General features: G+C 42.6%; 14 protein-coding genes. 3 read left to right on the top strand and 11 right to left on the bottom strand.

Going from position 1 to position 12988, the window contains the following annotated elements:
- Positions 1 to 45 precede the first annotated feature (45 nt).
- From tatC to HPC40_RS07135, 7 genes are all read right to left on the bottom strand, one after another.
- Positions 46 to 774, bottom strand: a complete 729-nt coding sequence (gene tatC / locus HPC40_RS07165) for a twin-arginine translocase subunit TatC (RefSeq protein WP_208118811.1) — start codon at positions 772 to 774, stop codon at positions 46 to 48.
- Between the two features lie 5 nt (positions 775 to 779).
- A complete protein-coding gene (gene tatB, locus HPC40_RS07160) occupies positions 780 to 1295 on the bottom strand; it encodes a Sec-independent protein translocase protein TatB (RefSeq protein ID WP_208118810.1) in 516 nt (171 codons plus the stop codon).
- A 3-nt stretch (positions 1296 to 1298) separates the two neighbouring features.
- Positions 1299 to 1532: a Sec-independent protein translocase subunit TatA gene (tatA, locus tag HPC40_RS07155; RefSeq protein ID WP_208118809.1), complete on the bottom strand. Its 234-nt coding sequence runs from the start codon at positions 1530 to 1532 to the stop codon at positions 1299 to 1301.
- 107 nt (positions 1533 to 1639) lie between these two features.
- Entirely contained in the window at positions 1640 to 3274 is a 1635-nt protein-coding gene (gene ubiB, locus HPC40_RS07150) for a ubiquinone biosynthesis regulatory protein kinase UbiB (protein WP_208118808.1), read from the bottom strand.
- Complete coding sequence (locus tag HPC40_RS07145) at positions 3274 to 3918, bottom strand: ubiquinone biosynthesis accessory factor UbiJ (protein WP_208118807.1); 645 nt, start codon at positions 3916 to 3918, stop codon at positions 3274 to 3276. The genes ubiB and HPC40_RS07145 overlap by 1 nt, the downstream gene beginning before the upstream one ends.
- Before the next feature lie 11 nt (positions 3919 to 3929).
- Positions 3930 to 4703, bottom strand: a complete 774-nt coding sequence (gene ubiE / locus HPC40_RS07140) for a bifunctional demethylmenaquinone methyltransferase/2-methoxy-6-polyprenyl-1,4-benzoquinol methylase UbiE (RefSeq protein WP_208118806.1) — start codon at positions 4701 to 4703, stop codon at positions 3930 to 3932.
- A 39-nt stretch (positions 4704 to 4742) separates the two neighbouring features.
- Positions 4743 to 6194, bottom strand: coding sequence for an aminoacyl-histidine dipeptidase (locus HPC40_RS07135; protein ID WP_208118805.1), 1452 nt, complete (start codon positions 6192 to 6194; stop codon positions 4743 to 4745).
- A 176-nt stretch (positions 6195 to 6370) separates the two neighbouring features.
- Here HPC40_RS07135 and gpt point away from each other — a divergent pair, with 176 nt between their 5' ends.
- Entirely contained in the window at positions 6371 to 6829 is a 459-nt protein-coding gene (gpt, locus tag HPC40_RS07130; protein WP_208118804.1) for a xanthine phosphoribosyltransferase, read from the top strand.
- Between the two features lie 66 nt (positions 6830 to 6895).
- On the opposite strand, the gene kdgT is transcribed toward gpt, so the two are convergent.
- From kdgT to HPC40_RS07115, 3 genes are read right to left on the bottom strand one after another with little or no spacing between them, the layout of a single operon-like run.
- On the bottom strand, positions 6896 to 7855 hold the full coding sequence (gene kdgT / locus HPC40_RS07125) for a 2-keto-3-deoxygluconate transporter (RefSeq protein ID WP_208118803.1): 960 nt from the start codon (positions 7853 to 7855) through the stop codon (positions 6896 to 6898).
- A 21-nt stretch (positions 7856 to 7876) separates the two neighbouring features.
- Complete coding sequence (gene kduI / locus HPC40_RS07120; RefSeq protein WP_208118802.1) at positions 7877 to 8719, bottom strand: 5-dehydro-4-deoxy-D-glucuronate isomerase; 843 nt, start codon at positions 8717 to 8719, stop codon at positions 7877 to 7879.
- A 31-nt stretch (positions 8720 to 8750) separates the two neighbouring features.
- On the bottom strand, positions 8751 to 9746 hold the full coding sequence (locus tag HPC40_RS07115; protein ID WP_208118801.1) for a LacI family DNA-binding transcriptional regulator: 996 nt from the start codon (positions 9744 to 9746) through the stop codon (positions 8751 to 8753).
- A 184-nt stretch (positions 9747 to 9930) separates the two neighbouring features.
- Between HPC40_RS07115 and rarD the strand changes: the two genes are divergently transcribed.
- The gene (gene rarD / locus HPC40_RS07110; protein ID WP_208118800.1) at positions 9931 to 10854 is read left to right on the top strand and encodes an EamA family transporter RarD; all 924 of its coding nucleotides are present in this window, start codon (positions 9931 to 9933) and stop codon (positions 10852 to 10854) included.
- A gap of 28 nt (positions 10855 to 10882) precedes the next feature.
- Here the strand turns inward: rarD and icd are convergent, their stop codons facing one another.
- The gene (icd, locus tag HPC40_RS07105; protein ID WP_208118799.1) at positions 10883 to 12121 is read right to left on the bottom strand and encodes an NADP-dependent isocitrate dehydrogenase; all 1239 of its coding nucleotides are present in this window, start codon (positions 12119 to 12121) and stop codon (positions 10883 to 10885) included.
- 122 nt (positions 12122 to 12243) lie between these two features.
- On the opposite strand from icd, the gene HPC40_RS07100 reads away from it, so the two are divergent.
- Positions 12244 to 12912 carry a pseudouridine synthase gene (locus HPC40_RS07100; protein WP_208118798.1) on the top strand — a complete coding sequence of 223 codons (669 nt, stop codon included), beginning with the start codon at positions 12244 to 12246 and terminating at the stop codon, positions 12910 to 12912.
- The last annotated feature ends 76 nt before the right edge of the window (positions 12913 to 12988 follow it).

The following is a 12988-nucleotide window of genomic DNA, read 5'->3' as shown; positions in this document are numbered from 1 at the left end:
AATAATAAAGACGCCCCGTGGCGCCTTGTAAAACAAAAAGTGCGGTCAGTCTTCTCTTGGTTGATAAAACCGTGAGCAATAAACCCCCACTTCAAATAACAAAAACATCGGCAACGCCAATAACGTTTGCGAAAAAATATCAGGCGGTGTCAACAACATACCAATCACAAAGGCGGCAACTAAAATATAGGGGCGTTTTTTCCGCAAATCCTCTGCCGTGGTTATGCCAGTCCAGCACAGTAAAATAATCGCCACAGGCACTTCAAAACAGATCCCAAACGCAAGAAAAATCGTCAATACAAAATCCAGATAACTACTAATATCAGTCGCAATGGTGACACCTTCAGGTGCCGTGTGGGTCATAAAACCAAATACCAGCGGGAACACCACGTAGTACGCAAATGCCACGCCCACATAAAAGAGTAGCGTGCTGGAAAATAAAAGCGGATAGACTAAGCGTTTTTCATGCTGATACAATGCAGGGGCAACAAACGCCCAAATTTGGTAAAGAATAAAAGGAACGGACAGAAAGACAGAGACAATCGCCGTTAATTTGAGTGGCGTAAAAAACGGTGCAGCGACCCCTGTTGCAATCATGCTCGCCCCTTGAGGCATTTGATTGACCAACGGCAATGCAACCAAGCGGTAAATGTCATTTGAGAAAAAGACTAAACAAGCAAAAACAATTAACACGCATACAATGGCACGCAATAAACGATTGCGTAACTCAACCAAATGGCTAATCAATGGCTGTGAATCTTCAACAGATGACATAATCACTACTCTTTAGATGGGGCTGACAACGCATTTTTTTCAGGAACACTGCCTTCTTCAGCCTCTGGGGGAATATCGCTACCGTAATATTGCCATGGTACATCAGGCTCATCAACGATAGTTGTGTGTTCACTTTCTGCTTCAATGGCTTCAGCAAGATCATCGGCGTGCTCATCTTCCACACTTTTAACTCGCTCATTAATCGCATTGTTAATTGAGTTTTGTTCCTGTTGTAACTGCTGTTGCATCGTTTGTGCAGACTGTTTTAAATCCTCAATATTTTTTGCTAAATCAGGAGACAACTCACTTAGGTTAAGCTGCTCTGCTTTTTTGATACTTTCTTGCAATTCGTGCAATTTTAACTCTTGGCTAAGTTCATTTTGCACATTAGCCGCTAAACCTCGAACAGTACGAATCCAACTTACCACGGTGCGAATAGCCACTGGCAAGCGTTGCGGCCCAAGCACAACCAAGCCGACAACAAAAATCAGTAAAAGCTCTGAAAAGCCAATATCAAACACAAATTACGCCTGTTCGTTATCTTTTTGTTTTGCTGTTTCGGCACTGGTTTTCGCTGGATTATTTTCAAGGCTAGAATTAAATTCAGCATCTTTTTTATCGTCATCTTTCATTGCTTTTTTAAAGCCTTTGACTGACTCGCCTAAATCAGATCCTAAATTTTTCAATTTTTTTGTACCAAATAACAACACAATGATCAGAACAATAATGGCGAGTTGCCAAATACTAATACCACCCATAAAAACCTCTTATTTGAGTTAATACTATGCCGTGACATAGTTCATAAAAACTTGCTAGGTTTATAACCTATCACGCCTTGTTAGTCAATTGACAATCAGCTCAAATGCTATTTTTTAAATAATCCATAGCCCCAGATCAAAAATGCCAGCACAATCAAGACCGCACTTAGGCTTTTTGGTAAATACGTATACTGCCACAGTGTGCTGATAAATACCACGCTTCCCACGCCGAGATAAAAAGTGCGGTTTTTCTGTGCTCGACGATTTTTAACAAGGTTAGCGTTTAAGTGTGCGAGCTGTTGACTAATCTCTTTTTGTTGCAACAAGGCATGATATAATGTTTCTGGAAATTCGGCAAAATGTTCACGAAAATACGGCATTTTATCTTGAATATTGCGATAAATGGATTTTATACCCACTTGTTCATCAAGCCAATTTTGCAAAAATGGTTTCGCCGTTTGCCATAAATCAAGTTGTGGATAAATTTGCCGCCCTAATCCTTCAATATACAGTAACGTTTTTTGTAATAACACAAGCTGAGGTTGTACTTCCATATTAAAACGTCGAGCAGTATTAAATAAATTCAATAACACATGCCCAAACGAAATTTCACTGAGCGGTTTGGCAAATATCGGATCACATACCGTACGAATCGCTTGCTCAAACTCTTGCACATTCGTATCAGCTGGCACCCAGCCTGAATCAACGTGCAGTTCAGCCACGCGATGATAATCACGATTAAAAAAGGCTAAAAAGTTCTCAGCTAAATAACGTTTATCTTCCCGATTCAACGAGCCGACAATGCCACAATCAATCCCTATATATTGGGGATTATCCACATGCTCAGGATTCACAAAAATATTGCCAGGGTGCATATCCGCATGGAAAAAGCTGTCACGAAATACTTGCGTAAAAAATACCTGCACGCCACGCTCTGCCAGCAGCTTCATATTGGTGCCACGCGCATGCAATGTATCAATATCTGAGACAGGAATGCCGTAAATACGCTCCATCACGATGACATTTTTATAGCAAAAATCACTATACATCTTCGGGATATAAAGCATTGGGCTGTTTTCAAAATTACGACGCAGCTGCATCGCATTAGCCATTTCACGGCGCAAATCCAACTCATCAAACAGTGTTTTTTCATACTCTTGCACCACTTCCACTGGACGCAAGCGACGCCCTTCACTTGATAAACGTGGAATCCAGCTTGCTAAGCGATACATTAACTTCACATCAGAACGGATAGATTTTTCAATATTCGGACGAATCACTTTTAATACAACATCTTCTCCTGCAAATGGCGTGTTGTCATTAAAACGCGCCGTGTGCACTTGTGCAATCGACGCCGAAGCAAGTGCGGTTTCATCGAAATCACAAAACCACGTTTCAAGTGCGCCCCCTAAGGATCGCTCAATTTCCGCTCGTGCTAATACGCCTGAAAACGGCTCTACTTGATCTTGTAACAATGCCAATTCATTTGCAATATCGGGCGGAAATAGATCGCGACGCGTTGACAGCATCTGCCCTAATTTGATCCACACCGGTCCTAGTTCTTGCAACGCAAGACGCAAACGAACGCCATACGGCAACGCAGGATGCCGATTTTTAATCCAAAAAAGGCTTTTCCGCGCCCAACGAATCGGTCGAGTATAACGATTTTCTGGCAGATGCTGATCCAGCCCATAGCGCAACAACACACTAATAATATGGTAAAAACGAGAGTGCCCCCACATTAGTGTTGCTCCTTGATTTGTTGGTAAAGGGTATCAATTTTTTCTGACAAACGCTGCTCGTCTTTCGACAATTCATGTACATCATGACGAAAACTATTGACTGCATTTGCGGGCATTGCCACTTGCCATTCTTCTGTTAATCTTTCCCCCCAATGGCGTTTTGTAACCGCACTTTGCTCTTTGACGTGCGCCACAACTTGCCTGAATAAATATGTCGCTTTATGCGTTAACACATCGCCAAAATAAGGCGATAATAACTCGGCTGGATCCCGTTCGATGGCATCTAAAAGTGCGGTAAACTCTTGCAAAATTTGTAAATCGCCATGTAGCACAATGCGTTTATCATTAATCAGTTGGCTGATTTGTGCTTTTTTCGGAGGCGGTATAAGCACAGTTGGGCGGGTAATTAGATGACAATCCACCTCACCGCTGTAATGGTGCAATACATCAATAGCCGTATGCGAGAAGATAAAATAATGTTGAAGCTGAGGCGCGTCAAATTCAAGCAGTAGAACTTTTCCTGCAAGACGTTGCAACTGCAATTTCGCATTGGGGCTGCGTTTAATTATTTGATTTAACAATGTTTCAAGCACGGCATTGCCCATTTGTGGTAACATTAACTGTGTTATCAGTGAAACTGCCATTTTCCACCTCACTAAAACTTAAAGCCCCGATGCAATGCTACAATGCCAGCCGTAAGATTAAAATACTCAACCTGTTCAAAACCTGCTTGGGACATCATGAATTTCAATGTATTTTGATCAGGGTGCATCCGAATTGACTCAGCAAGGTAGCGATAACTTTCACCATCATTGACCACCACTTCACCTATTTTCGGCAAAATATTAAATGAGTAAAAATTATACAATTTACTCAGTGGATCAACTATCGGCTTTGAAAACTCTAGCACTAATAGTCGGCCACCAGGCTTCAACACGCGAAACATGGATTCCAATGCTTTCTGCTTATCGGTAACATTGCGTAGTCCAAAACTGATAATGATGCAGTCAAATGTATTATCTGCAAACGGCAAACATTCTGCGTTGGCTTGCACATATTGAACATTTCCGACAACGCCAAGATTACGCAATTTTTCACGTCCAACTTTGAGCATAGAATCATTAATGTCTGCCAGCACAACCTGCCCTTGTGTGCCCACAATACGCGAAAATTTAGCCGTAAAATCCCCTGTGCCACCGGCTAAATCAAGCACATTTTGCCCTTTACGCACACCAGAGCAATCAATGGTAAATCGTTTCCATACACGATGAATGCCAAAAGAAAGCAGATCATTCATCAAATCATATTTATCAGCGACCGAATGAAATACATTCGCTACCAACGCTTGTTTCTCTTCTTTCGCCACCGTTTTAAAGCCAAAATGCGTAGTGTTTTCACTCTCTTGTGGCAAATTATGTTGTTCGTTCATCGTTCTCACCCAGTAAAAGTGCGGTCAACCACACTTTGCCTATTTTGTTGGAATATTCGCCAGAAGTGCCTGCAATAAACGCCAGTAGGTTTGTACCGCTGGGATATGGACTTTTTCGTCTGGCGAGTGGGCATTGCGAATGGTTGGTCCAATCGATACCATATCCATATTAGGATATGGTTTTTTCATCAAGCCACACTCCAGTCCTGCGTGAATCACTTTCACTTTCGGCTCATGCCCTAAAATTTGCGCATAATGTGCGATGGTCACTGGCAAAATCGGGGAGTTTTCATCTGGTTCCCAACCTGGATAATCGTGGCTAAATTCAATCTGCGCGTTTGCGAGCGTTGTTAATGACTCTAACGTTGAACAAACTGCCTGCTTGCCACTTTCATTCAGTGAGCGCACTAAAATCGTGATATGCAATTGTGATTTTTCTACCACCAACACCCCAACACTAAGTGATGTTTCTACAACATCATCAATCACATCGCTATAACGCATCACGCCATTCGGTAAAGCGTTAAGCAAGTTAATGATCGTATCGGTTTGTGCGAGTGTGAACGTGGTAGCTGGACGCTCAATATCTTGCAAAAAGAGAGATAAATTCGGCTCTGCATGGGCAAGTTCCCCTTTCAGTAACGCTTCTAATGCACTGATGTGTTGACTCAAGACACTATCATCCCCATCAAATACCAACACCGCACTGGCTTCACGAGGAATGGCATTACGTACTGAGCCACCTGTAATATCCGCCAGTTGGAAGTCAAAGTGCGGTTGCAATTCAGCCAACGTGCGCGCCAATTGTTTGATCGCATTCGCACGCCCTGTGTGAATATCACCACCTGAGTGCCCGCCACGCAAGCCTTTTAATACCAACAGTTTTGCTTGTTTAAATGGATTTTCCACCGCACTAAGTGCTAGGCGAATATCCGCATCAACGCCACCAGCACAGCCAACGTAAACTTCGCCATCTTCTTCTGTATCAGTATTGATGAGAATATCACTTTCCAACCAATTTGGTTGCAAGCCGTTGGCTCCAACCATACCAGACTCTTCGGTCATCGTTAATAGCACTTCTAAGTCGGGATGTGGAATATCATCACTGGCTAACACCGCCAACGTAGATGCCAATCCGATGCCATTATCCGCCCCTAGCGTTGTGCCTTGCGCCGTTACCCACTCACCATCAATGATCGGTTTGATGCTATCCGTCAAAAAATCATGCTGAGTGCCGTTATTTTTCTGCGGCACCATATCCAAGTGCGCCTGTAGTGCCACTTTTTTGCGGTTTTCCATGCCTGGGGTTGCGGGTTTACGCATCAGGATATTGCCGACCTTATCGCGTTCCACCCAAATATTGTTTGATGTTGCCCAATTCACAATAAACTCGGCTAATTTTTCCTCGTGTAAAGACGGGTGTGGAATGTCACAAACTTGTTGAAACCATTGCCATAAACGCGTTGGTTGAAGGTCGGTTATGTTTTGCATCATATGCTCCTTAATTTCTGTTGAGTGTTTGCAACGCAAAATTTTTACGCAATTTGCGGAAATAATAGATTAATCATAGCACAAATTTTAATTTCAGGTTATCCTAACGCATTTTTAAAATTTAGAATGATTAAACAATCATCGCTGATTTCTTCTTTCAACACAAAAGGTCGATTATGAGTGAAAAATATGTGGTAACTTGGGATATGTTCCAAATGCATGCACGCAAATTGGCAGAACGCCTATTGCCTGCTTCACAATGGAAAGGTATTATTGCCGTTAGTCGTGGCGGCTTATTTCCTGCGGCTGTGCTCGCTCGAGAACTAGGCATTCGCCATGTTGAAACAGCGTGTATCGCAAGCTATGAACACGATCAACAAAGTGAAATTAAAGTATTACACGCAGCGCAAGGTGATGGCGACGGCTTTATTGTTGTCGATGATTTAGTTGATACAGGTAACACCGCACGAGCGTTGCGTGATATGTATCCTAAAGCACGCTTTGTTACAGTTTTCGCAAAACCTGCAGGGGCGGATTTAGTGGATGATTATGTTATTGACATTCCTCAAAACACATGGATTGAACAGCCTTGGGACATGGGCATAACCTTCGTCCCACCGCTTGCGAGGAAATAAACTGGCTAAAAAACCGCACTTTTAAAGTGCGGTTTTTTCAATGCGATCATCTTGTGTAGTTGTCGTTTATGCGTTGGCGTGATTGCCAAAACGTTTACACCAGAATGCCGTGATAATCGGCACAACAATTGAGGTCACTACCACAGAGGTCGCGACAAGTGCGGTTGCTGCTGGAGCGACGGGTGCAAATGCGGGCACCATTCCTGCAATAATCACCGGGTTAGCAACGGCGGCACCTGCGGTACTCGATGCTGCAAGCCCAGCGCCACCATTACCACCGGCAATAAATTTATCAGCTAAAATCAACGGGATACCCGTTACCACGATGACCAATAATCCTAGGAATACCCCCAACAATCCTGTATCTAGCACTACGCCAAGATTGATCGTATTACCTAGTGCATAGCCAAAGAACGGGATCATCAGCATTGTGCCTTGACTGAAGAACGCTTTACATTCTTTATCTAAATTACCAAGGGCAAAGCCAATGAGAAATGGCAAGATTGCACCAACAAATAAGTGCGGTTCAAATTGTGCAACGCCAGTTGTGCCAAGAATCATCATCGTAACAAGAGGCCCTGACTCCACCGACATTAATACAAATGCACCTGCTTCTTCTTTTGAGCCATATTGTGCCATCAATGACGCATAAAGCCCGCCGTTGGTCATATCCATTGCGGTTACAATCGCTAAGGTTGAAAGCCCTGCAAAGAAGCCCGTTTCAATCACGCCTCCAGGAATAAATTTCACACACAGCATACCAACGAGCCATGCAACCGCAACTTTCGTGACCAATAATGTTCCTGATTTTCGAATTACCGTTCCTGTGGCTCGCAAATCAATGCTCGCCCCCATACAGAAAAACCAAACCGATAAAATTGGCACTGTGCCGTGAATCAATCCATTGGTAAATGAACCAAAATACGCCCCCGCATCTGGCGCAAATGTATTGGTTAATGCCCCTAGCAGCAGCGGAATTAACATTAAACCACCTGGGAAGCGTTGCACAGTTTGCATTATTTTCATTGTAATATCCTTAAACTTGTCTTAACGTAATTCAGTAATTTTTAAATTATCCATATCATCGAAAGCTTTATTTTCACCACCCATTGCCCAAATAAAGCTGTAATTAGATGTCCCTGCACCGCAATGAATACTCCAAGACGGGCTAATAACCGCTTCCTCATTTTGCATCACGAGATGGCGAGTTTCTGTTGGTTGCCCCATAATATGAAACACGGCATTATTTTGAGGTACTTCAAAATAGAAATAAATTTCCATCCGACGCTCATGAGTATGGCACGGCATTGAGTTCCATACACTGCCTGGTTTTAACTGCGTTAAGCCCATTGATAATTGACAGGTTTCTAATACATCAGGGTGAATAAATTGATTAATCACACGATCATTAGCTGTTTCCATCGCGCCCATTGGTCGTTTATTGGCATTCGCCATTGGAATAAAGGTGGTTTTACACGGTTTATGCGCAGGCGCAGAGACCATATAAAATTTTGCTGGGTTATCTGCGTGTTTACTTTTGAATGTGACAGTTTTAGTTCCCATCGTAATATACAAACAATCGGTATAAGCCATCTCAAACGTTTGATCATCGGCGGTGATAATTCCCTCACCACCAACGTTAAAAATGCCAATTTCACGACGCTCCAAAAAGTAGTGTGTGCCAAAGGTGTGCCAAATATCTAGCCCTTTTTCTAAAGAAACCGTTTCATTTACTGGCATACATCCCACCGTAACCATGCGATCGACGTGGCTATATACGGTAGTTAATTCATCAGCACGGAACAGATTCTGTACCAAAAACTCGTTACGCACTTCTTCTGTGGTATAACGCTTGAAATCATTGGGGTTAACACTATAACGCGTATCCATAATTTTCTCCTATAACGTGAAAGATGTGGTATTAAATCGAACCACGTTTAATTAATTGACAACTTAAATACTGCTCTACTGGGGCATCTGCTTTCCCTTGAATGCGTTGAATTAGGCATTGAGCACTGGCTTTTCCCATTTCATAGGTGGGTTGCTCTAACACCGTCATCCCTGCACCCGCTAACTCCATCCATGCCCAATTATCAACGCCGCATAATCCAATATCTTCAGGGGCATTAAGATGGTGTTTTTTCATTAACGCACATAACGCCTGTAACACTAATCCATTTGCAGCAAAAAAGGCGATTTTTTGCTGTTGATGTGTCGCCAACATCGCTAAAAATTCCGCTTCTAAATGCTGCGATTGTGTAAATTCTATGATGACCGCACTTTGTTGATAATCAGCTTGCAGCGTGCAAAATGTATCGCATAAAATACGACGCGTTTGGTTCGTGCCAACCGTCATCGTCACGAAAATGATATGTTCATAACCTTGCGCATAAACATAAGCCAACATATCTTGCATGCCTTTAAATGTATCAGATGTTACAATATCGCAATGCACATCAAATAACGGGCGGTCGGCAAGCACAACAGGCAGCAAAGTGCGGTTAACTTGTGCTAAATAATCCACATTTTCACCTGTGGCATTCACAATCAATCCCTCAACCGATTTTGCAATCATCGAATCCATATACATGCGTTCTTTTTCTGGTGAATCACCTGTACTGGCAAGAATGGCGGTGTATCCGTGCCGCTCGCATTCATCGGCAATGCCGCTGTATAAAATAGATGAAAAAGGACTTTTAATATCCGATACCAATACCCCAATCAAACGGCTTTTTTGTAAACGTAAATTTCTCGCCATTTGGTTTGGGCGGTAGCCTAATGCGGCTATCACAGTTGCAATCGTCTGTTTAGTCTGCTCAGACATACTGTCATATTTGCCGTTAAGATAGCGTGAAATTGTCGTTTTAGAACAGCCTGCTTGCTGAGCAATATCGGCTATCGTTACCTTTTTCATCATCTCACCCATTACAACATGAAATCGATTTACGAAATCGATTAACTTGCACAAATCATACCCGTCAAAAATATAAAACACAATTTCTTTATTGATGAAAAATTGATTTAAAACAAAAAATAGTCTTATTGATCACAATTGGATATAATTTTGTCTTTCCTTCAAAAATCATTCGCTAAGAATAACCATGACCAATACACAAAAAGGCACATTAGCGGCATTATTTTCCAATATTCTGTTTGGCGTACTGTACCTTTATGGCTACATTATGGCACCACTCTCTGGTATTGAAACCTTTGCTTGGCGTATGGTGAGTATGGCATTAACGTTATGGCTGGTACTGTTTTTATCTCGACGTTGGTATCAGCTCTTTCGGTTTATCTATGCCACTGGTAAAAACTGGAAAAAGTGGATACTTATTTTGCTGCCAACTCCCATTATTGCCAGTCAATTTGGGCTATTTATGTGGGCACCGATTAATGGGTATGGCGTTGATGTGGCGATGGGCTATTTCCTTTTGCCTATTTCAATTGTATTGTGTGGTCGCCTTTTTCTTAAAGAGAAAGTCACACGTTTGCAATGGCTCGCGGTAACACTTGCTGGCTTGGGCGTAGCACACGAATTATGGCAAACACATACGTTTTCTTGGGTGACTATATGGATTTTTGGCACGTACCCTATTTATTACCTGCTACGGCGTTCCCTTAGCGTACCAACGTTAATTGGTTTATTCATTGATCTCACCCTCATACTGCCTTTTGCTTTACTTTATTTATGGCATCTGCCAACTGGCTTCGATATTCTTGCCACATGGAATCGCTATTGGTTACTGATCCCACTCTTAGGCATTATCAGTGCAGTTGCCATGCAGTTAAATTTATATGCCAGTGTTGCCTTACCCGTCACATTATTTGGTATGTTTAGTTACCTAGAACCCACCTTATTATTCATACTCGCGGTTGTTGTGTTACACGCACCTCTAACCGCACAATCTCTGATTACCTATGGCTTGATCTGGGGTGGATTACTAACCACCATGCTAGACGGCTGGATAAAAGTGCGGTCAAGGAGAAAAAACAACCATACACTACAACGAAAAAAGTGCGGTTAGACCGCACTTTTCTCACTAATCGACAATATCACATATTCTGAATAATATCCTCTGCGAATTCAGAAGTGGAGCGCAAAGTTGCGCCTTCCATCGCATTAGCAAAATCGGCTGTCACGGTTTTATTGGCGATGGTTTTAGAGACCGCTTTCACGATCAAATCCGCCGCGTCCACCCAGCCTAAATGGCGCAACATCATTTCACCACTTAAAATTAATGAGCCTGGATTACCAATATTTTTCCCTGCAATATTAGGCGCAGTGCCGTGTGTTGCCTCAAAAATAGCACACTCACTGCCGATATTAGCTCCTGGCGCAATACCAATCCCTCCAACCTGTGCCGCAAGCGCATCTGAAATATAATCCCCATTAAGATTTAATGTAGCAATAACATCATACTCCGTTGGGTGCAATAAGATTTCTTGCAAGAATGCATCTGCAATAGAATCTTTAATCACAATCTCACGTCCTGTTTTCGGATTTTTCAATGTCATCCAAGGACCATTATCAATGAGCGTAGCCCCCATCTCTTTCGCTACTTGATAGCCCCATTCTTTAAACGCCCCCTCCGTGAATTTCATAATGTTGCCTTTATGCACTAATGTAAGCGACTTGCGATCGTTATCAATAGCGTATTGCAATGCAGCTTTCACTAAGCGTTGCGTACCTTCTTTGGATACAGGCTTCACCCCGATACCGCACTCTTGTGGGAAACGAATTTTTTGCACGCCCATCTGTTGCTGTAAAAAGTCAATCACCTTTTGTGCTTCATCGGAACCCGCAACCCATTCAATCCCTGCATAAATATCTTCTGAGTTTTCACGGAAAATAACCATATCAACCAATTCAGGGTGTTTAACAGGGCTTGGCGTACCTTCATAATAACGAATTGGACGCTGACAATTATACAAATCAAGCCCCTGGCGCATCGCAACATTGAGTGAGCGAATACCACCGCCAACGGGTGTCATTAATGGGCCTTTAATCGCCACATGATATTTGCGAATGGCATCAATGGTTTCATCTGGCAACCAAACATCTCCTCCAAAGCGAGCATTCGCTTTGCCACCAGCGTAAATTTCGAGCCACTGAATTTGGCGTTCTCCGCCATAGGCTTTTTGCACTGCCGCATCAAGCACTTTCTGCATCGCAGGCGTAACATCCACCCCAATGCCGTCCCCTTCAATAAAAGGAATAATCGGATTATTCGGCACTCGCAAACTGCCATCTTGCTGAAGTTCAATGGCTTGACCTTGTACACTGTTTGGCATAAAAACTCCTTCACTTTCTCATCATCGCTAGCTGATGCTAGTCTTCCTTACCTAATCATAGTATAGTTTTTTTTACTCAATTTCTCTTCGCGAGATCACATTTTAACGATTTTTTAACCTTTATGACAAAAAATAACGCAACATATCGCACGAAATCGCACAATAAACGTGCGATGCGGAAAAGACCCACCCCGAATTTTGCCAATACACAGGTTATTTTATTCAATAAACCGTTTAATGTAGTATGTCAATTTAGCCCAGATGCTCGCTATGCCTGCTTAAAAGATTTTATTCCCATTGCGAATATCTATGCTGCAGGGCGATTAGATCGTGACAGTGAAGGACTACTTTTATTGACAAATAACGGCGCATTGCAACACCGTTTAACCACACCTGCATTTAAAATGCCCAAAACCTATTGGGTGCAAGTGGAGGGTGAAATCAACGAAACCGCACTTTATGCTTTACGCCAAGGCGTTATGCTTAACGATGGCAAAACTCTACCTGCTCAAGCTCGCTTAATTGATGAACCCCACATTTGGACACGGACACCGCCAATTCGTGAGCGCAAAAATTGCCCAACCAGTTGGCTTGAACTTACCATTACTGAAGGGCGAAATCGCCAAGTACGCCGTATGACCGCCCATGTCGGCTTCCCAACACTGCGCCTTATCCGCAGCCAAATCGCAGGATTGATGTTAGGTACGCTCGCATCAGGTGAATACCGCTCATTAACCGTACAGGAAAAAACCGCACTTTTTACACGTTTAAAGTTTAACGCTCCTCCCTAAAAAAAGACAAAGTGCGGTTAAAAATAAAATTTTGTTATTTCAATGAGATAACATTTATTGTTAAAAAATTTAAATA

Origin of the sequence: Spirabiliibacterium falconis, from assembly GCF_014885015.1 — a bacterium.
In the GTDB taxonomy this organism is placed as follows: Bacteria; Pseudomonadota; Gammaproteobacteria; order Enterobacterales; family Pasteurellaceae; genus Spirabiliibacterium; species Spirabiliibacterium falconis.
This window is presented reverse-complemented; position numbering and strand designations above follow the sequence as displayed.

Coding starts and splice junctions, on each gene's coding strand:
- tatC (WP_208118811.1), bottom strand. CDS start 774: ATGTCATCTGTTGAAGATTCACAGCCATTGATTAGCCATTTGGTTGAG.
- tatA (WP_208118809.1), bottom strand. CDS start 1,532: ATGGGTGGTATTAGTATTTGGCAACTCGCCATTATTGTTCTGATCATT.
- ubiB (WP_208118808.1), bottom strand. CDS start 3,274: ATGTGGGGGCACTCTCGTTTTTACCATATTATTAGTGTGTTGTTGCGC.
- HPC40_RS07145 (WP_208118807.1), bottom strand. CDS start 3,918: ATGGCAGTTTCACTGATAACACAGTTAATGTTACCACAAATGGGCAAT.
- ubiE (WP_208118806.1), bottom strand. CDS start 4,703: ATGAACGAACAACATAATTTGCCACAAGAGAGTGAAAACACTACGCAT.
- HPC40_RS07135 (WP_208118805.1), bottom strand. CDS start 6,194: ATGCAAAACATAACCGACCTTCAACCAACGCGTTTATGGCAATGGTTT.
- gpt (WP_208118804.1), top strand. CDS start 6,371: ATGAGTGAAAAATATGTGGTAACTTGGGATATGTTCCAAATGCATGCA.
- kdgT (WP_208118803.1), bottom strand. CDS start 7,855: ATGAAAATAATGCAAACTGTGCAACGCTTCCCAGGTGGTTTAATGTTA.
- kduI (WP_208118802.1), bottom strand. CDS start 8,719: ATGGATACGCGTTATAGTGTTAACCCCAATGATTTCAAGCGTTATACC.
- HPC40_RS07115 (WP_208118801.1), bottom strand. CDS start 9,746: ATGATGAAAAAGGTAACGATAGCCGATATTGCTCAGCAAGCAGGCTGT.
- rarD (WP_208118800.1), top strand. CDS start 9,931: ATGACCAATACACAAAAAGGCACATTAGCGGCATTATTTTCCAATATT.
- icd (WP_208118799.1), bottom strand. CDS start 12,121: ATGCCAAACAGTGTACAAGGTCAAGCCATTGAACTTCAGCAAGATGGC.
- HPC40_RS07100 (WP_208118798.1), top strand. CDS start 12,244: ATGACAAAAAATAACGCAACATATCGCACGAAATCGCACAATAAACGT.